At 41.5% G+C, this 24,242-nt stretch carries 15 protein-coding genes; 7 read left to right on the top strand and 8 right to left on the bottom strand.

Annotated elements, in window-relative coordinates:
* Positions 1-6: 6 nt before the first annotated feature.
* Complete coding sequence (locus tag K7X70_RS14410; RefSeq protein ID WP_222537686.1) at positions 7-2,643, bottom strand: beta-N-acetylhexosaminidase; 2,637 nt, start codon at positions 2,641-2,643, stop codon at positions 7-9.
* Between the two features lie 233 nt (positions 2,644-2,876).
* Between K7X70_RS14410 and K7X70_RS14415 the strand changes: the two genes are divergently transcribed.
* Both K7X70_RS14415 and K7X70_RS14420 read left to right on the top strand, forming a co-directional pair.
* The gene (locus tag K7X70_RS14415; protein WP_255607245.1) at positions 2,877-5,171 is read left to right on the top strand and encodes a glycoside hydrolase family 20 protein; all 2,295 of its coding nucleotides are present in this window, start codon (positions 2,877-2,879) and stop codon (positions 5,169-5,171) included.
* 12 nt (positions 5,172-5,183) lie between these two features.
* Complete coding sequence (locus tag K7X70_RS14420; protein ID WP_222537688.1) at positions 5,184-6,497, top strand: gluconate:H+ symporter; 1,314 nt, start codon at positions 5,184-5,186, stop codon at positions 6,495-6,497.
* 9 nt (positions 6,498-6,506) lie between these two features.
* Here K7X70_RS14420 and K7X70_RS14425 read toward each other — a convergent pair whose 3' ends face one another.
* The 4 genes from K7X70_RS14425 to K7X70_RS14440 form a co-directional block, all read right to left on the bottom strand.
* Positions 6,507-7,142 carry a hypothetical protein gene (locus K7X70_RS14425; RefSeq protein WP_222537689.1) on the bottom strand — a complete coding sequence of 212 codons (636 nt, stop codon included), beginning with the start codon at positions 7,140-7,142 and terminating at the stop codon, positions 6,507-6,509.
* 119 nt (positions 7,143-7,261) lie between these two features.
* A complete protein-coding gene (locus K7X70_RS14430) occupies positions 7,262-8,203 on the bottom strand; it encodes a hypothetical protein (RefSeq protein ID WP_222537690.1) in 942 nt (313 codons plus the stop codon).
* A gap of 173 nt (positions 8,204-8,376) precedes the next feature.
* Positions 8,377-9,006 (bottom strand): ABC transporter ATP-binding protein, encoded by a 630-nt coding sequence (locus K7X70_RS14435; protein ID WP_222537691.1) that lies wholly within the window; start codon positions 9,004-9,006, stop codon positions 8,377-8,379.
* Positions 9,007-9,151: 145 nt separating this feature from the next.
* Entirely contained in the window at positions 9,152-9,784 is a 633-nt protein-coding gene (locus K7X70_RS14440; protein WP_222537692.1) for a hypothetical protein, read from the bottom strand.
* 149 nt (positions 9,785-9,933) lie between these two features.
* Between K7X70_RS14440 and K7X70_RS14445 the strand changes: the two genes are divergently transcribed.
* The 5 genes from K7X70_RS14445 (at position 9,934) to K7X70_RS14465 (ending at position 18,899) form a co-directional block, all read left to right on the top strand.
* Positions 9,934-10,500, top strand: a complete 567-nt coding sequence (locus K7X70_RS14445) for an RNA polymerase sigma-70 factor (RefSeq protein WP_222537693.1) — start codon at positions 9,934-9,936, stop codon at positions 10,498-10,500.
* A gap of 107 nt (positions 10,501-10,607) precedes the next feature.
* A complete protein-coding gene (locus K7X70_RS14450) occupies positions 10,608-11,759 on the top strand; it encodes a FecR family protein (RefSeq protein ID WP_222537694.1) in 1,152 nt (383 codons plus the stop codon).
* Positions 11,760-11,929: 170 nt separating this feature from the next.
* On the top strand, positions 11,930-15,373 hold the full coding sequence (locus K7X70_RS14455) for a SusC/RagA family TonB-linked outer membrane protein (RefSeq protein WP_255607249.1): 3,444 nt from the start codon (positions 11,930-11,932) through the stop codon (positions 15,371-15,373).
* 33 nt (positions 15,374-15,406) lie between these two features.
* A complete protein-coding gene (locus K7X70_RS14460; protein ID WP_222537696.1) occupies positions 15,407-17,290 on the top strand; it encodes a RagB/SusD family nutrient uptake outer membrane protein in 1,884 nt (627 codons plus the stop codon).
* 151 nt (positions 17,291-17,441) lie between these two features.
* Positions 17,442-18,899, top strand: coding sequence for an aminoacyl-histidine dipeptidase (locus K7X70_RS14465; RefSeq protein ID WP_222537697.1), 1,458 nt, complete (start codon positions 17,442-17,444; stop codon positions 18,897-18,899).
* Between the two features lie 136 nt (positions 18,900-19,035).
* Here the strand turns inward: K7X70_RS14465 and K7X70_RS14470 are convergent, their stop codons facing one another.
* Genes K7X70_RS14470 through K7X70_RS14480 form a run of 3 tightly spaced genes read right to left on the bottom strand, consistent with a single transcriptional unit; the run spans position 19,036 to position 24,177 of the window.
* Positions 19,036-20,112: an SO2930 family diheme c-type cytochrome gene (locus K7X70_RS14470; RefSeq protein WP_222537698.1), complete on the bottom strand. Its 1,077-nt coding sequence runs from the start codon at positions 20,110-20,112 to the stop codon at positions 19,036-19,038.
* 3 nt (positions 20,113-20,115) lie between these two features.
* A complete protein-coding gene (locus K7X70_RS14475) occupies positions 20,116-21,399 on the bottom strand; it encodes a parallel beta-helix domain-containing protein (protein WP_222537699.1) in 1,284 nt (427 codons plus the stop codon).
* Positions 21,400-21,423: 24 nt separating this feature from the next.
* Positions 21,424-24,177: a TonB-dependent receptor gene (locus K7X70_RS14480; protein ID WP_222537700.1), complete on the bottom strand. Its 2,754-nt coding sequence runs from the start codon at positions 24,175-24,177 to the stop codon at positions 21,424-21,426.
* Between the last annotated feature and the right edge of the window lie 65 nt (positions 24,178-24,242).

Here is a 24,242-nt window from a genome sequence, read left to right on the forward strand (position 1 = left end):
TTGTACTTATGGTAATTGCTTAGGGCTTGCCGTCCAGTTCTCCTCTGGGCGGATGGAACTTATTTTTCCGCCCCTTCCTTTACTATCAAACGTACGGAACCTGATGGAACCTTTAGCCGGAATTGGTTTGGTATAAACCGGACTTTTTATGGTCGGCTCTGAGTTGTCTGTTGTATACCTGATGGTTAAACCAGGGAACTGAATGTTCAGATGTACCAGGCCATCTTTCACTACTGCACCGGCAGGAGGGAGCCTGTAATTCATCGATTCAAATGCTGCATCAATTCTTGGCAGCTCTCTTTTGCCAACTATATTTACAAATTGCGACCAGGCTTGGTTGTACAACTGTTTTCTTTTGATAGCATCCGGTTCATTTGCCCATTCCGGATCGGTAGCCCAGGCTCTTTCCGCTAATCCTAATAATTTAGGCATGATCATATATTCCAGATCTTTCGATCCTTTGATCGTCTCACTCCATAATAAACCTTGTAAACCAACGATGTTCGCCTTTCCTTTAGCAGTTAAACGTTCTTTTGAATCGTAAAAACCTTCTTTTAAGGTGTTACCAAATTTGTCTTTATTGGAATTTAGGAAAGAATTGAAGGGAATGAAGTTAAAAGCCTTGTCGATATCGGCATATTCTCCCCAGTAATAACCGGGTTCATCGAATGATTTTTGGTAAGCCATATCGAAATAGAAATTACTCACACCACCCAATATGACTTTATAGCCCACATTCGCCAAGCGGTAAGCTAGGTCTTCCGCCCCCCAGCCAATGATGTTGTTCCATACATTTAAATGGATATTTTTATCGGCTAATCCCGGATTGATCACATATGATTTCTTTCCATTGGCAACTACAGGCTGCATGCCCACTTCTTCCCAGCCGGATAAATACAGCTTCTTTTTCTTCAGCATCTCATACAGACGGGTGTAAAAATACGCCCATAAACCGTTTACATCTTTTAATTCCGGATTTGCTTTTACAAAGGCTAAACTAGCTGGAGAAGCTTCCCATGCACCATCAGGAACTTCATCGCCACCAAAATGTATGGTTTCCAGTGGTGCATTTGCGGCTTTATACATGGCCATGATCTCATCCGTTACCTTTTCCATAAAATTATAGGCGGAAGGAAGCGCAGGATCCATCACATTGTCGTTCCAATTTTGTACGGAACGGTAGGTAGAACGGTCGTTGAGGTCTTGTAACAGGTATTCCGCTGCAGCTTCTGGCTTGCCCGCTTTCATTAATCTGTGGTAACGCATTTCCATTGAACGGACTGCTGCTCTGGCGTGTCCTGGGGCTTCGATTTCTGGAATCACCCGGATGTGTCTGGCATTGGCATGCTTTAAAATGGCGATGAAATCAGCAGTACTGTAATGACCACTGCCATGTGGGTTGTTTAAAAATGGGCCAGAACCAAATGAAGGGATCAGGTAGTTGGCATTACTATCTATAGGATGCCCTCTTCTTGAACCGATTTCGGTCAGTTCAGGCAAGCCTTGAATCTCCAGTCTCCAGCCTTCATCGTCATTTAAATGGAAGTGTAAAACGTTCAGTTTATACATGCCCATCAGGTCTAAAAGTTTGATAATTTCTTCTTTAGTCTGAAAGTTTCTCGCCACATCGATCATCAATCCCCGGAATGGGAAACGCGGCTGATCTTGAACCAGCGCATTTTGAATGTTGATGTTGGCTACTTTTACACCTCCTTTTTGAGGAGGAAAGGTGCTGAGTAAAGATTGAATGCCATAGAATATGCCTGTTGGATCAGCAGCACTGATCACCAGGCTATTTTGGTTGATATTTAAGATATAACCTTCTTTTGCGATTGATTTATCCAGTTTTAACAGAATGGTTTTATCCGCAAGTCCTTTAATTGCAGCTTTACCATGGATTGTTTTTCCACTGGCTACTTTTCCAGAAGTCAATAGCAGCCCCATTTTTTCCTTTAGGAAATTCCTTTCATTGCTAAACGATGGATCTGCTGTTATTTTTACACGTTGATCCAGGATAAAACTGCCGTTCTTTTTTTCATAGGTTACCGGAGTGGGGAATACTTTTTGAAGGTCCTTTTCTGGTAGGTTCGTAATGCTTTTGTTTTCTTCGTAGATGAGTTCAGGAGTGATCGCAGGCACACGATCCTGTTTATTTCTGGCAAATTGTGCCGGACTGGTAGAAGGAATCGCCTTCACATTTTTTATAGGAATAGGTTTTTTTGGATCATGATCATAAATCAGGTAAAAGCCTTCCGGAGCATCAGTGAAATTTACTGCCCAGTCGCTGGAGGCAAATTCAATATTTACGGAAGCTCCATTACTAATAGGAACGAATTTATCAGTTAGACGAATGTAGTACAAGTCTCCATTGACATGCACAATGTCTACTGCCCCACTCACTGTTTTCGTTAGAATTCTTCTCGCAAAATTGAAATATAACTTCCAGTTTTTGTTCATTAAAGGAATTGCACTGTTGTTTTGAACATTCAATACAGATAGGAATTGACCTGCACCAGCATGGCTATTTTCTATTATTTGCCAATTAATTGCAATGTTTTTTGCATCTGATGCGTCTTTTTGCGCTTGAGCAGGAGCAAGGAATGCCCATAAAAGCATGGGGAACAGTAGCAGTAGTCGTCTCATTTTTATACCGATTTATAGCCTAATATAGTATTTCCATCATTAATCTGCAAACCAAAGAATTCCTTTGTGAATAAATTAATTGAGGAGCAGAAAATTAATTATTTAATTCTTATGTTTGAAACGCGTGTTTTATTGCAAAAAATATGCAAACCAAATGTACAGGTATGATTTTCGGAAACAAACGGAAGAACAAGGGTCGATATTTAAAGCTCAGCTTTAAGCTGATTCTGGTGATGGCATTACTATTTTCAGGTAGGGTATTATATGCTCAGGACTCCCTATTTCGGGTGATTCCAGAACCGGTTTATGCAAAAAGCACGGGCCCGAAAACATTTATCCATCCGGAAACCGCTATTTATTATCCTGAATCTTTAACCGCCAATGCAGCCTTGCTCAATGAAGCGATCCGTTCCTATACTGGTTACGAACTCCCTTTAAGGCCACAGTCCGAAAATACGATAGCGGCTACCATCAGCTTTGGGAAGAGCCGGACTACCGTTCAGCAGCTGATACTCGAACTGGATTCGGTAAAAGTAAAAGAGAAAAGTGGTTACGAATTGACCATTCAGGACAATAATATTGCCATTGTTGGACATGATCCTGCGGGTGTATTTTATGGCATTCAATCTCTAATCCAGTTATTATCTCGTTCTGAGAACAACATATTGTCACTGCCTCAGGGAATAATTAAGGATTACCCCCGTTTTAATTATAGAGGAATGCACCTGGATGTAGGCAGGCATTTATACAGTGTTGATTTTCTGAAAAGGTTTATTGACCTTCTTTCTCTTTATAAATTCAATATTTTTCATTGGCACCTGACAGAAGATCAAGGCTGGCGTATAGAAATAAAGAAATATCCTAAGCTGCAATCTATTGCCGCATGGCGATCAGGAACGATTATCGGCCATAAAAAAGAAAGTCCACATACTTTTGATGGGAAGAAATATGGCGGATATTACACACAGGAACAAATCAAAGAAGTGGTGGCTTATGCAGGATCTAAATATGTGAACGTATTACCAGAGATCGAAATGCCAGGGCATGCATTGGCAGCGCTGACAGCTTATCCAGAATTGGGATGCACCGGTGGACCTTATCAGACTGCTCAGTTTTGGGGTGTATTTGATGATGTCTTTTGCGCCGGTAATGAACAGGTTTACACCTTCATGGAGGACGTTTTGGATGAAGTGATCAGCTTGTTTCCCTATGCCTATATCCACATTGGCGGCGATGAATGCCCTAAATTAAAATGGGAGCATTGTCCGAAATGTCAGAAGCGCATCAAAGATGAAGGTCTTAAAGATGAACATGAACTGCAGGGTTATTTTATGAAGCGCATAGAACGTTATCTGGCAGGTAAAAATAAAAAAGCCATTGGCTGGGACGAGGTACTGGAAGGTGGGATTTCTAAAAGTACCACAATCATGAACTGGAGAGGAGAACAGAGTGGTATTGCTGCGGCAAAAGCGGGTTATGAAGTCATTATGACGCCTGAAAATCTATTGTACCTGGATTATTACCAGAGTTTAAATAAGAATGAACCAATAGCGGCAGGGAATTACACCCCATTATCAAAGGTTTACGCTTATGAACCTGTTCCTGATGCACTAAGTCTGGAAGAAGCAGGTTATATTAAAGGAATTCAGGCAGCGGTGTGGACAGAATATATGAGTGACGAAAAACACCTGGAGTATATGGTTTTTCCACGTGCATTGGCCGTATCGGAAATCGCCTGGTCGGAAAGGGGCCGGAAAAACTATCCTTGGTTTTTAAAGAAATTACGTCAGCAGGAAGCTTTGCTCAAAAACAAAAATGTGAACTATTTCCCTTATTTTGATGAGCTTACTGCGGAATCAAAGAATGGAGTAGGACAGGTTGGAACGCTTGCGCTAAAAACTACTTTACCTAAGGCATTAATCAGGTACACTACTGATGGTTCAAAACCGGTGGCCAGCAGTAAGCTGTACCAGCAACCAATTTTATTAAACCGTTCGATGGTATTGAATGCGCAGCTATTTGTGGGGAAAAATCCGACAGGAAGGATGTTTAACCAGGAGTTCCGGTATCACCTTGGTTCGCAAAAGAAAATTACCCTGTTAAATCCGCCAGCAGGAAAATATGCTTTTCCAGCAAATCTGCTGTTGAATGGCATGGAAGGACACCATAGGTTCAATGATGGTCAATGGTTAGGCTTTAGCGGAAAAGACCTGGATGCGGTGGTAGACCTAGGTAAATTAATATCGGTATCCAGTATTGGAATCAATATGCTAAATTACCATTGGCAGCGGATGTGGGCACCAACACGACTTCGCTTTCTGGTGTCAGTAGACGGAACAAATTTTAAAGAAATATATACTGGAGAAAATTTTGAAAAAGATGGGATCAATAAAGTTCAGGCCCGTTTTCCTGCTCAGCAAGTACGATATGTACGGGTGGTCGGAGAAAATGTAGGGACTATTCCGAAAGGATCTTATGGAGAAGGAGAAAAGGCCTGGCTGATGGCAGATGAAATTATAATCCAATAAACCCCATAATCCATGACCTTATTTATCGTTGTAGGCGCTATACTATTACTCGTTTTACTGACCACCTGGGGCAAAGTAAATGCTTTCATTGCATTTTTATTAGTCTCCATTCTTGCTGGGATTTTACTGGGAATTCCCTTGTCAGGAATCACGAAGTCCTTACAGAAAGGAGTAGGAGACATTCTTGGCTCGCTCATCATGGTGATCGTGTTTGGTGCAATGCTGGGTAAGCTGGTGGCTGCAAGTGGCGCCGCGCAGAAAATTGCTTCGGTGATGATGAAGATTTTTGGGCGTAAATATATCCAATGGGGTTTGATGACCACTGGCTTTATTATCGGAATTCCCCTGTTCTATAATGTAGGTTTTGTACTGATGGTGCCCTTAATCTTTTCGGTGGTGTACAAGTATAAACTACCTGCCGTATATCTGGGCCTGCCTATGCTGGCCGCATTATCGGTTACACATGGCTTTTTGCCGCCTCACCCATCCCCGGCCGCATTGGTACTGCAGTTTCATGCCAATATGGGCATGACCATGCTTTATGGGATTTTATTGGCTATTCCTGCTATTGTGATTGCCGGGCCATTGTACGCCAGGACATTAAAGGACATTGTGGCTGTTCCCTTGAAAACTTTTCAATCTGATGATTTACCGGAAGATCAGCTGCCGACAGCCCGGAACAGTTTCATTTCTGCTTTATTGCCGGTCATTGTAATGGCCCTGACTACAGTAGGGGTCTTGCTGTTTAAAGATTATAGCGCGGTGACGAGCTTTGCTGGATTCTTAGCAGAACCATCCATTGTAATGCTGCTTACCCTTTGTGTAACCACTTTTACACTGGGAATTAAAATGGGTAAAAGCATGAAACAGGTGATGTCGATTTATGGAGAAGCAGTTAAAGATATTGCCATGATTTTACTGATTATTGCAGGCTCTGGAGCATTAAAGCAGATCCTTTCAGATAGTGGGGTGAGCGTAGAAATTGGAAATGTATTGGCAGGATGGTCGATAGAACCTTTGTTTTTAGGTTGGCTGATCGCAGCCGTTATTCGGGTATGTCTGGGCTCTGCAACAGTAGCAGGCTTAACAGCAGCAGGGATTATTGCACCACTAATGGTCAATTCTAATGTAAATCCAGAACTGATGGTGCTTTCTATTGGTGCAGGAAGTTTGATGTTTTCCCATGTAAATGATCCGGGATTCTGGATGTTTAAGGAGTACTTTAACCTGAGTATTAAAGAAACAGTTCGCTCCTGGTCGGTGATGGAAACACTGGTGGCAGTAATTGGCTTGTTTGGGGTGCTGGTTTTAAACCAAATCATTTAAAGATTAGCCTTAGACAGGATAATGCTCCGGTACGGCCTGTGAATCCTTTTTTTCCTGTAATTGAAAGTACAGGATGAGCACTTTACTCAGCCATGCGAAGAAGAGCAGCAAGTAAGCCGTTAGCAATACAGCAATCAGATAAAATGGCCAGATGAAATCATTAGGAATAACAAAGAAAAATATTTCCAGCAGAAAGATCTGCAATAAGTACCTGACATAATGAACGGCGTTAATAGCCCGGTTTTTTTCTCTGTTGCACAAGGAGAAGTAGGCGACATTGCAGAGGGTGTAACCGAGTGCTGCGGCATACCAATATTTCAGGTGCAGCCCTTCCAGGGCAACAAATAATTGTGAAACACAGAATAAAGCCAGAAGTTGAGGGAAGTATTGCCATGGGCTCTTCATTCTCGAAGGTCTCACTTGTTCTTGCATTCCCCATTCCTGCAGGAGCAGAAAGAGTGTGAGTACCAAAAATAAAAATCTAAAAAAAGCTGGACCCTGAAGAAAATGGATGAATTCAGCAGTAGAATTGACCAATCTTAAATCGGTAGGGATTTCCGAAGCCAGTCTGAAAAAGCTCATTGCAATTACAGTACCATACATCACCTGTATCAATACAGGCATTTTCTCTTTCCTCGTCCTCATGTAAGTATTGCTTGTGTTTATTTACCGTTCAGCAGGATACAAAATTACATTAATTGCAAAATACTTCCAAATCAATTAGTTGTGTGGTTATCATGAGTTGATTTTCTATGGTTTGGACATTACAGATAATAGTTGTGATAGAAAATCAGGTAAGCCATTAAGAGTGGAATAGGGATCAATATCCAGATCCATTGAAACATGATGCACCAGAAAAAGATAAAAAATAAGCCGAATATCCATGGCAGATAGCGGTTCATGTGAGGGCCTAAGCGATAAAGTAAAGCCCGGAATAATAAGATAAAACTGAGCATCATCAGGTAAAGCCCTGCAGCAGTTACCAACTCAAATTTCAGAAAACACCAAATGGCTTCGGGGATCAGTAGTATCGCATAAAAAGAAAGTATTTGAAGAAAAATCTGAGTTCTGGAGTAAGGGAAATTCTTAGCGAAAGTTAAATTGACCATTTCAAAACGCTGGCCTTGGTAACATAGAAATGCATGCGTCAAAGCAACGCCAAGTACGGCAATAGCAGCAATCCTAGAGTCGTTTTTGAGGTCTGAAAAAACAAGGAATACTCCGGTAAGGATGCCCCAACTGAGGATTTTTGTAAGCAGGAAGGCCATCTTTTTTCTATGCAGCAGTTCATATAAGAACAAAAAAGAAAATGGTTTTCGCCAGCCTCCCACCAGTTTAGTCCAGCATATCTTTTCTTCATTTCGGTTAAAGCGGCTGATCATTTGGAGGTATAAGCATGCGCTGATGAGGTTCAATAGCAGCAAGTAGCATACAATCCCAGCAGGAATCAGGTAATGTCCATAAATAACGCCTACCACTATGCTGAAAGCTCCATATACCAGCAGGGGGATGGAGATATACAGCTGCATCAGAAACCAGCTTTTAAACTGCCTGATTTTCGACATTGCTGTGCTGCTGTAAAATAGAAAACGATGCTGATCGGTTAATAATTGTGCAGCTACATATTGCCAGCTTTTGATGGTATAGATCAGCCAGACCAGGAACACCAGCATCATCATCAGGGGTGAGCTTGCAAAGCTAATCATGAAAATAAGATTGAAAACCAATGCTTTTTCCGGAGTAATTGTGCCAGCAGTGAGAATAAAAAAGCAATAGCTGAAAACCGCTACGAATAAAAAAAGCAGCAACCCTGAATTTAAGCGGAAAAACCCCCTTGAAAATGTTTTAATTAGTACCTGAGTTAAAGGATTGGCCATAATTAAGATTTTAACAGACCTCCTATGACTTGCAACACGGATGCTTTGGACAATTCAGGATGTTCGAGTTCCTGATGGGAGGCCAGGAGAAAGCTGGTACCTTCCTGCTGATTTTTCTCTAAAATCCATCGGTAAAGTACCGCCAAAGATTCCGCATCAATCGTAATCAGCGGTTCGTCCAGTAAAATCAGCTCTGGTTTGCCAATAAAGGCCAGAACCAGTGAAAGTTTCTTCAACATCCCACTAGAATAAGTGCCGATTTGCTGATCCATATAATGCTGCATCTGCATACTTTCCAGATAGTATTCCGTTTGCCCGAGAACATGTCCTTTGGCAGTGCTAAACAACTGAATCATCTCTTTTCCGGTTAAAAATGCGGGAAATATAGGTTCAGCCTCTGCAAAATTAACCAGTCTTCGGTAAGCAATACTTTGCTTTTTTAAAGCAATTTGGGGATGAAGGATAATTTCTCCTTCAAAGGAGAGTAAGCCTGCAATGGCTTTTAAAAGCGTACTTTTTCCAGATCCATTGCTGCCTTTCAACCAGTAAATTCCTGGAACTAAGGTCAGACTTGGAACGCTGAGTATCTGCCTTCCCTGGTAAAACTTCTTAAACTTTTCAAAGTGTAACATATGACAACCGATTTTCTGAAGAATGTGCTGAGTATGACTTGGTTTTCAGTTGCTTGTTACAAGAGCAGGAGGGGGAGTAATCAGCAGAGACCATCAATAGGAACAAGGAAATTGAGCAGGGAGCAAAGACAAAATTGCCTGAAATTTATATAGGTAGCTCCTGAGCAGTCAATCTGCCTTTTCTCTTTTTCAAAATGTATTTCAATACGATGGCAGCCACAATCAGGAAGATGATCACATTAAAATAACCCCAGAAAATCAAGAACACCAGGATGCCCAGCGCATAGGGAAACCATAAATACCGGTTTTTAATCAGCTCTTGAAAATGATATACCGACACCAATATCAGCGAGCCGAGCATGAGAAACAAGGTTGCCCGGGTATTGAAATAACGGGTTAAAATATCAAACCATGCAGGCTGAATGGTCCTTTGAGGCGTACTTATTCCATAAAACCGGTCTGTTCCTTTCTTACGGTAAAAACTAATCTCTGTTCCGGATTTTAAGTCGCTCGCTTTAGGGTGCGGCGCATACCACCAAATCGGATACTCCTGCTTTAAGGCAGTCGGTATTCCCTTCAGTTTTAAGTAAAGGGTATGGTTATTTTGATAATACCCCATACCAATCTTTGCGGTATCAATTGTTCCGCTTTGTTTTTCATAAAAAAGATTTGGGGCTGCGGCTTTGAAGAAGCCAAAAAATAAGCATAAACAGAAAATGATCACTAATATCAGTCCTGGCCAGCTTGTTTTATAGAATAAAATGGCTTGTTTATACATTTAATATCATGATTGTTAATGTACAAATAACACTATAGATCACCACTAGTAACAGTTTTAAACTCAGAAAGTTCTATTCTATGTAAATATAGAAAGATTTGGATGGTATCGTTAAATTCATACATTTGAAATAATCAAACCGAACCACAATGTCCAAGCATTCATCCGACTTAAATAACCTGATTAGTCATATTGCTTTGTATGATAGCGAAAGTGCATACAAGCAATTTTTTAAATACTTGTTTCCTGTTTTATACCGTTTCAGCTATTGCTTGTTGAAATCTAAAGAACTATCTGAAGAAGTAGCTAGTGACGTGATGATTACGCTCTGGAAAAATAGAAAAAATTTACCAGAGTTGGAGAATGTAAAGGTATATGCCTTGGTGATTGCGCGGAACTTGTCTTTGAATGTGTTAAATAAGCACTCCAGGCATGAACTGGTGTCTATTGATGATATCGAGATCGAAGTGGCACTGGACTCCTTAAATCCGGAACAGTTACTGATCAATGGGGAACTAAAGAAAAGGCTGGAACAAGCCACACAATCTTTACCAGATAAGTGTAAGATGGTGTTCAAACTGATCAAAGAGGATGGTCTTAGCTATAAAGAAACTGCCAGTCTTTTGAATATTTCAGTGAAGACTGTAGATGCGCATTTGGTGACCGCCTTAAAAAAACTGGCATTAGTGCTGCACATGGAAGTCAACCTGTTATAATCTTGCTGTAATTTATTTTTATTTTTTTTACGAATCGACTAGGGAGTTTTCTGAAAAATATTGTCCTATACCTACAACCAATATAAACTTCAGAACGAACCATCCTTATGGATAATAACAGAATCATAGAACTGTTGGCCCGTAAAAAGGCCAATGAGGCTACGCCGCGTGAATTGGAAGAGTTGAAAGAACTCCTGACTTCCTTTCCCGATGCGCTTTATTTTGATGAAGTAGTTTCTGAAATCTGGGACCAGGAGCAGGGAATTGAAGACATGAGTGAGGAGGAACTCAATACCTTTTATCAGGCTCATCAACTCAAATACAAAGAAGAACTGGTATTTAATTCAGGGAAAGCCGATGCGATTACTGGCGCTGGAGCAGATATATCCACTGAAACTGAAATCAGCTCATTAGCATTTACTCCGGATACCCCAACAAAACTCAATTCCTGGTTTCAAAAATACAGTACAGTTCTTGGCGTAGCTTGTGGGATTTTTATCATCTCGATGGCGGCCTTTTTTTACCTGAAAAACAGCGCAAAGGAATTTGATACGCAAGTATTCTGCGGAAAGGGAACCCGTAAGAAGATTCAGCTTCCTGATGGAACTCTGGTATGGCTCAATGCTGAAAGCAGTCTGTCTTATGATAGCCATCTGGCGGATAACAAACAAAGAATTGTACACCTGGTTGGAGAAGCTTTTTTTGATGTTGCTCATCAAAAGCACAGACCATTTATTGTACACACTCAGCAGCTATCGGTCAAAGTATTGGGTACCGCATTCAATGTAAAAGCTTATGAAAAAGACCAGGGTACGGAAGCAACCTTATTAAGAGGATCTATAGAATTGTCTATGAACGATAAGCCTGCAGAAAAAATCATTCTGAAACCTTCTGAAAAGTTTGCTACTGCTGCACCAAAGAAAAATCAGGCGAACAAAAGCGGAAAACAGGATCAAGAGCTGCCTCTAGACCTGATGGTGGAATCTATTGTGCCGCTGCACATTGCCGGAGCTGAATATATAGAAGAAACTTCCTGGAAAGACAATGTACTGGTGTTTCAGAATGAATCGCTGGAAGATTTAAAACCGCGTTTAGAGCGCTGGTTTAACATACATATCGAACTTGGACAAACCATTCCCAGCAATTACCGCTTTACCGGAGTGCTGAAAAATGAAAATATTAAAGAGGCCTTAACCGCCATGCAATTAATCAAACCATTTCACTTTAAACTAAAAGCAGATGACGTAATTATTTACTAACAAAAAAAGGGAGTAAATGCGCCAACATTTTCCCCCTTTTCCAACCTTCAAGCGGTAGTTAAAACTACCATTATCAGATTTTTAACTTTGAAATTCACAAATCTATGAAAAAAAAAGAACTGTGCAATAAAGTTCTATGTGCCCGATTTTCCCGAAAAAAAATTCTATTGATGTTAAACTGGAGCTTTGTTTTGTCGTTTCTCTTGTGTCTGCAAGTTTCGGCATCAACTTATTCACAATATACCAAGGTTGATCTCGACCTGAAAAAAGTGAAGTTAAAGGATGCTTTGAGTATCCTCCAAAAGAAAGGGAATTTCCGACTGTTATACAGTGAGGCTGACCTGCCTTTTAATAAAAAAATCACCCTCGTAGAAAATGAGATTCTGGTGCTCGATGCGCTCAAAATCTTTTTAGAGGGTACAGGATTGAAGTTTCATACTTTGGAAAATCAATTGGTAGTGATCCGTACACAAGATTCGCAAATGGCAGAAGTAGTGGTGAAAGGAACGGTGACCGATGCTACAGGTGGAGGTGTTCCGGGAGTGAGTGTGAAGCTTAAGGGGGGTACCATCGGAACGATGACTGACGCCAATGGAAAGTACAGCATTAAAGTGCCTGATAATGGTACGCTTGTATTTACTTATATGGGCTATGTCACTCAGGAAATTGCAGTAAATAACCAGGCTGTCATCAATGTGAAAATGTCGGAAAAAGCAGAAGACCTTTCAGAAATTGTGGTAGTAGGGTATGGTACGCAAAAGAAAGCGGTCGTGTCCGGTGCAATTAGTTCTGTGAAAGGTGGAGAACTGGCGAAATCGCCTACCACAAACCTTTCAAATTCACTGGCTGGAAGGTTACCTGGAGTAACCGCAGTTCAGGCAGGTGGTGAGCCTGGACGTGATGGTTCTACCATTCGTATCCGTGGAATCAACTCCTTAGGAAATAATGAGGCCCTGATCGTAATTGATGGGGTGCCAAACAGATCTGGAGGTTTAGAGCGCATCAACCCTAATGATATCGAAAGTGTTTCCGTTTTGAAAGATGCTTCTGCGGCCATTTATGGTTCCAGAGCGGCAAACGGGGTCATCCTGGTGACTACTAAACAAGGGAAATCTGGTAAGCCTCAGTTCTCCTACGACTATTCTTATGGCTTGCAGCAACCTACACGGACACCAAAAATGGCCAATTCGGAACAGTATGCCGAGATCTTAAACGAGTTGAAAGTGTTTTCTGATATTCCAGTAAATCAGTGGAATGCGGCATGGCAAGGCATAAAAAATACAGGGCAATATGTAAGAACAGACGATGGAGCTTTATTTACCGGTGTTTATCGTCCTGAAGAAATACAGGCTTTTCGCGATGGATCTGATCCGCTGCGCTACCCAAATACAGACTGGTTTAAGACTACCCTGAAAAAATGGTCTCCGCAGCAAAGACACAATATTCAGCTGACCGGGGGGGCTGAAAACATCAAATACCTGATCTCTATGGGCTACCTCGATCAGGATGCTTATTATAAAAAATCAGCTACCGGTTACAAACAATATGATATGAGGGTAAACCTTGAAGCGAATTTGAATAAATACATCACCACTTCATTGGGGATCACTGCCAGAGAAGAGCTGAGAAATTCCTCAACCGTAGGTGCTGGAGATATCTTCAGAATGCTGATGCGTGGAAGACCAAATGAGATGGAAGTCTGGCCAAATGGACTTCCAGGGCCAGCAATTGAGTTCGGTTATAACCCATATGTGACTACAACTGATCAAACCGGATATTTAAAGGATACTAGGGATTATTTCCAATCTACGGGTAAAGTAGAGATCAGAATTCCTGGTGTAGAAGGTTTGAAATATACTGGAATGGCTTCTATTGATAAGTTTGCCGGTCGTGCTAAAAGATGGCAAAAGCCATGGACGCTGTATTCATGGGATAAACGCTCCTTCGAAGCAGATGGTGTAACTCCTGTGTTGGTGGGTACGGTAAGTTCAGAACGTAAAGATCCTAGTTTATCGGAAACCGCAGGTGGACAACTTGCAGTTAACCTGACTTCTATGTTGAACTACGACAAAAAGATTGGGGAACATTCCTTCGCTTTAATGGCAGGTGTAACCAGCGAAAAAGTGAATAATGATGGGTTTAATGCCTCTAGAAGGTATTTTATTTCTACCGCATTAGAGGAATTATTGGCTGGTGGAGATCAGGAGCAAACTGTGGGTAACCCAACAGAGGCACCTAATAACTTGTTCAAAAGAGCTCGTTTGAGTTACTTCGGTCGTGTAGGTTACAACTACAAAGAGAAATACCTTGCGGAATTCCTTTGGAGAGTAGATGGTTCTTATATCTTCCCTCCGGATAAACGTTTTGGATTTTTCCCAGGAGTATCGGTAGGATGGCGCATGTCGGAAGAGCGTTTCTTCAAAGAAAATGTAAGCTTCGTGAATAACTTGAAAATTAGAGGTTCATGGGGTCAAATGGGGGCAGAAGCTTATAACAATGATGCATTGGCCGAATACCAGTACTTGAGTACAATGGGTTTTTCTAACTATGTCATCAATGATAAATTTACGCCCACCATATACGAAGCAAGTGTACCCAATCCAGACTTTACCTGGGAAGTGGCCAACAACCTGAACGTGGGTTTAGATGCTTCCTTCCTGGACAACAGACTGGCTTTCGAATTTGATTATTTCTATAATAAAAGAACAAAAATCCTCATCAGCAAAGCCAATTCAGTGCCTGAAAGCTCTGGAATCCTTGACAAATTACCTCCTGTAAATCTTGGGAAAGTAGATAACAGAGGTTTTGAATTTAAGCTGAGCTATAATGACCAGGTAGGTGAATTGGGATACGGTGTAAGCGTCAACGGTGGTTATGCGAAAAATAAAATCGTATTCTGGGATGAAACTCCCGGCGCTCCGGAATGGCAGCGTTCTACCGGCAGGCCAACAAAAACAGAACTGGCGTACAGCTATGATGGGGTGTTCAGGGACCAGAACGAAATCAACAACAATAAAATTGACTATAGTGCCATTACGCCAACACTATTACCAGGAGATATGAAATTTGTAGATACCAATGGCGATGGAAAAATCAATGGAGACGACCAGGTAAGAATGGACAAAACCAGTACGCCAACCTTTACCGGCGGACTAAATTTCAACCTGCAGTATAAAAACTTCGACCTTTCTGTGTTGGTACAAGGTGCCACGGGCGGGGTTCAGATTATTGGCTTAACCGAGTCTGGAGATATAGGGAACTTCTTGGAATGGTCTTATCAAAACCGTTGGACAATAGACAACCCGAGTTCAGAAAACCCGCGTTTATCTAATCGTGGTAAGACTTATTATACCGATATGAACAATGCAGCCAGAAATACCTATTGGTTCAGAAGCAACAACTATGTGCGTTTGAAAAATGTGGAGCTGGGCTACTCTTTGTCGGATAAAAACAGCCAGTCTCTCGGCTTAAAAGCACTCCGTTTTTATGTAAGTGGACTAAACTTGTTTACAGTGGATAAGATTAAAATTTGGGATCCGGAATCTACAAATTCCAGCTCTCAATACTATCCGCAGGCAAGGGTAATCAACGCCGGTGTTAAAGTTACTTTTTAATGGAACCTTCCCAGAAGACAAAAATATAGAACGATGAAATCAATAATCAGAAATATATATATACTTACAATTGCAGTGATGGCAGTCCTGGCTTCAGGCTGCAAGAAAGATATGCTGACAGTCGAACCACCAGATAAGATTCGTGCTGAACTGGTATGGCAGGATGGCGCCCTGGCTCAGGCTTTCGTGACTGATATTTATAATGGCCTGAGTGTAGGTGGGTTTTCTGAGCAAATGCTCAGCTCGGTGTCTGATGAATCTTTATTTACGCATCCAAATCGTGGTATTGACCTGGTTAATGCCAGTACCATCAATCCCTCTACATTGGGTTGGGTAGATGATACCTGGGCTTATGCCAAAATGTACAACCGCATACGTGCCTGTAACATGACGATTGAAAGATTGTCTGGCTCAGATAACGGTTTAACCGATCAGAATCTGAAAGATCAGCTGTTAGGAGAAGCACATTTTTTGCGTGCTTATTTTTATCATCAGCTGCTGAGGTACTATGGCGGAGTTCCACTGATCACTAAAGTGTATGGCCTTAATGATGATTTTAGAATCAAAAGATCAACTTATAAGGAATGTACCGATTTTATTGTAAAGGATTGTGAAGAAGCACAGCGATTGTTTGTCGGTAAAACGATGGACAAAGGAAGAGGAAGCATGATTGCTGCGCTGGCTTTAAAATCAAGAGTATTACTGTATGCAGCCAGTGATTTACATGCCAAATCAAAAATATCAACCTTAGAGATTGCGAACGCACAAGGTTTTGCAGAGGCCTTGCCATTATTGGCTTATGACGACAACAACCAGACGCAGCGATGGCAAGCGGCAAAGGATGCGGCAAAAGCAGTGATGGATTTAGGCACCGGTTATAAATTAGACCTTTCAGCTCCGGTATCGGCTGCAGCAGGTCGCCTGAATTATAAAAGTCTGGCCATGGGCGGAGGCAGTAAAGCGCCAGGAATGGATGCTGCTGCGGCTTCAGAACTTATCCTGGGCAGGTATTTTATCGACCGATCTGACATGCGTTTTGGCAGGGCAAATGGTCCGAATGGCTATCGGAACTGGGCTGGAAATACGCCAATAGGACTGTTGGTGGATGATTATGAGATGACTGACGGGACGAAGTTCAGCTGGTCAAATCCAGCGCAAAAACTGAATCCTTACGAAAATCGGGATCCGCGTTTTTATGCCACTATACTGTATGATGGCGCAGGCTGGAAACCAAGAGATAAGGTAGTTGGAGGTGTGGACCCTGCCAATCAAATTCAAACCGGTGAATATGATTTAATTATTGATGGAAAACTGACCACTTACAAAGGCTTAGATACACGTTCAGGCCCTATTGAAAGCTGGAATGGCAGCTGGACTGGTTACTATACTCAGAAATTCACCGATCCGGATCCTAATATTGTTGAAGCTTCGAATCCTCAGTTTGTGCCCTGGCCATTCTTTAGATACACAGAAGCGGTGATGAACTATATTGAAGCAAGTATAGAACTGGATCAATTGGGGGAAGCCACCAGCTGGTTGAATAAAATCCGTTTCAGAGCCGGAATGCCTGCAGTTACGGCAACCGATAAAGAAGGACTAAAAGAAGTTTATCGTCATGAGCGCAGAATTGAGATGGTATATGAAGAACAACGTTACCATGATGCACGCCGCTGGATGATCGGAAAGACAACCCTGGGTAGAAAAACCACCTATATCAAGATTTCCGGTAAATTTAAACCGGGTAAAACCATGGTGAATATGTACCGTTACGATCCCACAATTTACGATTATACCTATACGCCAACTACGGAGACGGCTCAGGAAAACCGTGTATGGTTGGATAAGATCTATTTCAGACCTTTCAGTAGGGATGAAGTAAATAAGAACACCCTCCTGGTACAAAATCCAGGCTATTAATGTAAACAAACCTTGTTTAATATCTGAAGGCTGCGCCGGTTGTTTCACACGCCGGTGCGGTCTTTTTTTATGCCTTTATTTTTCATTGCCTCCCTTTGCAGAAATATCAACCTAGTTTTTCTAGCTTTGCTTCAAATAACAAAGAGATTTAATGGAAGTCAAAAATTTAGAACCTCAGGAACTTTGGAGTAATTTTGCTGCTTTGAATGCAGTGCCCCGCGCTTCAAAAAAAGAAGAACGTGTGATTGAATTCATGGTGCAATATGGCCATAGCTTAGGGCTGGAAACCATTCAAGACAAGACAGGTAATGTGGTGATTAAGAAGCCGGCAACTCCAGGTATGGAGAACAGGCAAACGGTAATCATGCAGTCGCACCTGGACATGGTTCATCAGAAAAATGGCGACCGCAACTTTGATTTCGCTACACAGGGAATTGAAATGTTTGTGGATGGCGATTGGGTACGTGCAAACGGTACAACTTTAGGTGCAGATAACGGGATTGGTGTAGCTACCATTATGGCAATTTTGGCCTCTTCAACCATCGTACATCCTGCTATTGAAGCAATGTTCACCATCGACGAGGAAACCGGAATGACCGGTGCTAAAGAATTAGACCCTTCAAATTTTACAGGAACAATTTTGTTGAACCTCGATACCGAAGAGGATGATGAATTGACCATCGGCTGTGCAGGTGGAATAGATACCAATAGCATTTATAACTATAAGCAACATCCAATCGATAAGGATCACCTGGCCTACCAGATTACGGTTAAAGGATTGTTGGGTGGCCACTCTGGAATGGACATCCATAAAGGGAGAGGAAATGCAAATAAACTAATGAACCGCATATTGAATGCAGCGCTGAAATCTTCGGACCTGCAATTGTGTACCGTAGATGGTGGTAGTTTAAGAAACGCGATCCCAAGGGAATCTAAAGCAGTAGTGGCGATTCCTGCAGTACAGAAAGATGCTTTTCTTGCCGCTTTCACTGATTTTTCAGCAGTGTTAAAAGAAGAATATAAAAGCATTGAAACAGCGATGAACATCAGCATCGAAGAAACTGAGCTTCCAGAACATGGAATGGCTAAAGTGGATTTCGTAAAAATTGTAAATGCAATTTATTCCTTGCCAAATGGGGTGTTCAGAATGAGTCCGGACATCAAAGACCTGGTAGAAGCTTCTTCCAATCTGGCAAGAGTGATCATCAAAGGCGGTGAGTTTATCACACAGTCGCTACAGCGCAGTAGTGTGGAAAGTACCAAAGACGATGTGGCTTTCGCAGTAGGCGCAGCATTAGAAAACATGGGCTGCGATGTTTCCCGCAGCGGAGATTATCCAGGATGGAAACCAAATGCAGACTCAGATATCTTAAGGTTAATGACCAAATTATATCAGACTACATTTAACGCAGAGCCAAATGTAAATGCTTGTCACGCGGGATTAGAATGTGGTATTTTAGGTGCCCATCTGCCAGGTATGGATATGATTTCTTTCGGCCCAACTATCCATGGAGCACATTCACCGGATGAATGTGTGAAAATCTCTTCTGTACAGAAGTACTGGGGATATTTATTACAAGTTCTTCAGCAAATTCCAGAAAAGAAATAAAATTTTATAGATCATATATTCTTAACCTGAACTTTACAATCCAACCTTAGTTTTGCGCTATAAATATTTGGTTAGTATTTATAAGTTTAGGTTTAGTTGATACAAAAGCCCCGATGGATGTCAGGGCTTTTGTTTTTTATTTACTTTTTGGTAAACTGTTAATCCACTCTCTGATCAATTTTACCCCTTCTTTATGGGTTAAGGTTCTTGCAAGTTCTGGCATGGCTGTTCCCGGTTCAGTACTGTTCATCCGGTAATACAAAATCGATTGATCCGCATTTCCTGGAATAATGTCGTAATCCAATCCACCTGCGCCACCTCCTGCCGATACCGGTGCTTTTTTAAAGCCCAGATGATCCGGGTTCTTTTCCGCATAATCCAGAAAAAGCCCTGTGTTGTAAGCATCACCGCCTTTAGTATGACAATGGGCACAGTTGATGTCCAGATAAGCTCTTGCTCTTTGATTTAGAGTGAAATGCTTGGTATCTGTCCACACCGGCAATTGATGCACCTTACTCAATTCTGGAAGATCGCTTAACTGTCCATGAGCTGCCCATTCTGCCAGCTGATTTTCCTTTTGCCCAGGAGCCGTAAAGTTCAGATTTCTGGCTTTTGGACCTATTGGTGTTAAAATCCCATCTTTAATATGACAGCGTTTACAGTCATTGGTATTTGGCATCTGATAATTGGTGAAATACTGTTTCCCCTGGTCGTCTAATAAAGTGATCGGAACTTTCGCACCGGTAATGTGTTTCTTCGCATCTGTCTGCTCCTTATTCCACAAATAATTCATCACCTTCCATTTTTTGTCCTTAGGGTCTTTGACCAGTAACCGGGTTTCAATCATGATTTTTTGCCGCGCTACATTCGTATAAGCGAAGTTTTTAACGATAATGGTGCCGTCTGGGAAATCCAGGGCACCATTTTCCGTATACTTCATCTGCTGACCTTTTGGTAACACAATAAAACGGTCTTTAACTGCGTAATCGGTAAACAATGGGGTAGTCAATTCATAATGAATGATCCCCGAATCTGGCTTTAATTCACTAAGCTCGCCTTTGAAAAATCCGTAATCGGACAGCTGTTCCTTAAATTGAAATTCTTCAGCTGCAGTGGTGTCATTGCTGGTTTTGTTTTTGCATCCTTGCTCCGTCAGCATCGATAAAAGGATGCTAATTAGGATCAGGGAGCCAAAAATATAGGTCTTTCGCATTGTTTATTTACATTGGAATGGGCTGAAATTTGTATTCGGTTTCCATTTTGCAGGATTGGCAATATTCAGGAAATCTGCATTCACAAAAACATTGTCTCCAGGCTGTTTGATACAGATAGAATCTGGATTCAGAGCCGTTCCCTTAGTCAAAACGTTACTGGTAATCCCATCATACATGATCAAAGGAATTCTTTTGTTTTTACGCGTTGGATCTAGCTTGTTCAATTGCGCTTCCGTGGCTACCAACAACTGACCAATACGATGTTCATAAGCAGGTTTTGGAAATTCTGGGCCCATTTCTATCGTATTGTCATGGATATTGATATTTTTAGGAATAGGAGAGTAGTTCGTATTGATTTTTTCTCCTGCTTTCTCATCAACTGCAAAACCAGAAGCAATTGTAATGGAAGAAGTGTTGTTGTTGATGATTTTGTTATTATAGATCTCAATATCCGAAGCGGCTAGAATAATAATCCCGCTTCCAGGAGAAGCATTTCCAACCCCCCAGGTGGTTCCAAAACTTCCTGCTTTTGCGAAATTTCTGAAGTTGTTATCGTGAATGTTGTTGTTATAAACTTTTACATGACCACCTCTTTTAGAAAGATCAGGCAAGTCGAAGATTAAAAATCCTGCAGTATTGTTGTAAAACTCATTGTCATAAACTTCCGCATTAGAGGTGTTTTCAATCTCACAGCCAGCTACATTTTTAGCGGCTTTACATTTTCTAACGATGGCACTATCCGTCTGACCTACATAAATTCCTGCATCAGAAGAACCTTCTGTATAACAATTTTCAATCAATACATTTTTACACATCACCGGATAAATGGCATAACCACCACTGGTAGAATCAGCTTTGCTCCATACCGCATGAAGGTTAGTCACCGTTACATCGCGGCTTTTATTGATTTTTAAAAGATCTCCTTTGGAGTCTTTAATCGTCATTGCATCAATAGTGAAGCCTTTCACATCCGTTACCCGGATGCCTTCGCCACCCTGACTCTGACTAGAGAAATCAAGGATTGTTTTGTCATGGCCTTCCCCTTGAAGCAGAATATGGTTAACCTGTGCAATGCTCAGGTTGTCAAATTTGTAATTTCCAGCTTTAAGCAAAATACTTGTGCTGTCTTTAAGCGATAAAAAAGCTTCTTCGATTTTCGCTTCCTCTCCAGGATTGAAGGTCAGCATCGTTTTGTAATGATTCTGCGGGCCTGCCTTTTGAGTACAGGAAGTCCACACTCCTGAAGCCAGAAGTAAGAGGAGCACCGCGCGGATAGATTGTTTCATATTTGGTTTTTTGTGTTTAGGTCATTAAAAAATATTGTAGGCATAAGTCACATAATACACCGCTCCGATATTTGGATTGGCAATTCCTGTGGAGTAATATTTATTGGTAATATTGGTTGCACCTAATCTGATGCCGGAACGCGCTTTGATCAATTTATAGCTTACCTGTGCATCAATGACCGCTGAACTAGGTACAACACCAGTTGCCAGACCTCCAGAAACCACATATAAATAACCTGGTTTGTAGCGAAGACTGGTATTAAATGACCATACTTGTCGCTTGCCAAAACCACTATTGCCAAACTCTAAATTTACATGGTAACTTGGCGTATTGAAATTGTTGACCTGGCTGTTATTTTTATTTTTCAAATGATCTGAGAAATAATTCACTTTGGTCAGGAAGTTATGCCCCAGATCTACACTTACACTGGCGGCATAACCATAGGTATTCACTGTCTGGCCACCATTAAAAGCAATATTGTAGATCGAATAAGTGCTTTGGTCATTAAAAGCAAGTACATCATTCGTGCCTGGAGTGTTGGCTACATTGGCATAGCCGATGAAGTTTTTCCAGGTAGAGAAATAGCCCAATACATCAAAAATTACTCTTTTACCGATCAGCGCAGCATACCCTAATTCAAAAGCATTCACCGATTGCGGCTTAATGTCGTTGTATTGAAAGCGCTCTAACACACTTGCATCACCTGTTTCGCGGTATTTATTGACACTCTCTAAAGTATAAGGAGGATATTTGTCGAACTCATACGTGCCGTTTAACAGCAAAGAAGAACCTCCGGAAGAATAACTGTTCATACCATTCAATGTGCTTTGTAAAGCCTGGATATTGGATGGGAAACTGTAGGCATTCTGGTAAGAGAAGCGGATGAAGTTTTCCTTGGCGACTTCAAACACCGCTGACGCTCTGGAAGTGACCTTCGGATCAGAGAACAAGGTGTTTTTGTCGAAACGGAAGGAGGTACTTAAACTCAGTTTATCATCCAGGACCTTCTTTGCGAATTGTACGTAAGCACTGTATTCTTTTACATGAATAGGTTTATTTTTATCCGGGAAAAGTGTGTTTTTACTATTTAGGCTGTATAAACGGAAGTTTACTCCTGCTATCACACTCATAAACTTGATTTCCTCCGCAAAATTATATTGTGCTTCCGCATTGTAAAGTTTACTGCGGTCTAAAAATAGGGTGCCTCCTTCAGAAATTGGTGTGCCGCTGATGCTGTCTCTCAAATGATTAAAACGCTGACTGCCCAATTCAGGACGTCCACGATCTGCATAGCCGCGAGCCGCAAGATTGGCATCCATCAAGGATGCGCCACCGGCAAGTGCATTCAGCAAACCTTCCGTATATTCAGGGTACCAACCTCCCATAGCACCATCATAACTTACTTTCCAGGCTTCATTGATCAATTGCGCGGTAGGACCGGCAATGACGGTCTTGCCCGAGTTTTCCGAAGTCATATATGCACGAACAAACCAATTGTCGCTTTTCACCTCTGCCCGATACTGACCTACTTTAAATCCTTTCAATTGATACCGGGTATCATTCGTGTACACGATATTTCCTGTGCCATAAGTACCGGATAAAATACCTTCTATTTTTGGATTAAACTTGTATCTCAATTCTGCATTGGCCTTAAAAAGCTTAGCCTTATTGTCTAAAAAGCCATATTCTGGATAGCCGGTTCTGGCCACATAATTTTGTTTGCTCAATAAGGGCTCAATTAATGGTGCGAGATCAGGATTGCCTGCTAATGCAGCTTCAAGAAATGGATTGATATTGGTGTTGGTGGCACTGCCATACATGTTTACCCCATTGTAATTCGGATCAGTCAATGCATCACCGGGCCCATTTTTATTGTCCATATTATTGGCTACCCAGTCTTTTGCCTGTGTATATTGTGCATTCACTTTAAAAGCAAACTTTTCATTTACTTTCTTCGCATAGCGAATCGTCCAATCGTAATAGGGTGAGGCAGGAACAGGGTCATTGTTGTTTTTACTGTTCACATGGTTGACACCTTGAGTAACCAGCACACTTAAACCCTGGTATTTAAATGGGTTTTTTCCGGTCATTACCATGGTACCATTTAACCCTCTGGAGCCATAAAGGGCAGAAGAAGCTCCGGAAAGCACCTCTATATTGTCTACATCTAATTGTGTTAAGCTAATGGCTGAACCTAAGGGAAAATTCAAACCAGGGGCCTGATTGTCCATTCCATCCACAATCTGCGTGAAATTCGTATTACCGCTGGTATTAAACCCTCTGGTCGAAATACTGGTAAAACCGATACTGGAAACGGTAACATCAACCCCTTTCAGGCCCTGTATCATGTCCATATAATTTAGCTGCGGGGAATTGACGATGTCTTTTGTGCTAATTTGCTCAATTGTGACGGGGGAGGCCAGCTTTTTTTGTACAGTTCTGCTGGCAGAAACCACCACCTCCTGTCCCAGCATAGAAGCCGGTTCTAATCCAATCTCCAGGTTTTCAGAGAAACTTTGAACAGTGACTTCTTTAGGCTCAAAACCGATGGAAGAAATGAGTAAAGTAAGGGGAAGCTTTTTTGAAGTTTTCAATTGAAACCTTCCACGGTCGTCAGTGTATGTACCTTCAGAGCCGTTTTTGATGCGCACGGAAACGGCATATGCAGCTTCCTTTGTTACATTGTTTTTAATGCTGCCCTTGATCAGGTCTTGTGCCCGGACGGAATCGGGCATACAGAAGTAAAGCATCAGGCTGAGTAACATGATCTTGTTCATATTTGGTTTGGTTTAGGTTGTATTAAAAAATCAACATAATGGCTGCAAGCAGCATTTTACTCAAA

Source organism: Pedobacter polysacchareus (genome assembly GCF_019802255.1).
Taxonomy (GTDB): domain Bacteria; phylum Bacteroidota; class Bacteroidia; order Sphingobacteriales; family Sphingobacteriaceae; genus Pedobacter; species Pedobacter polysacchareus.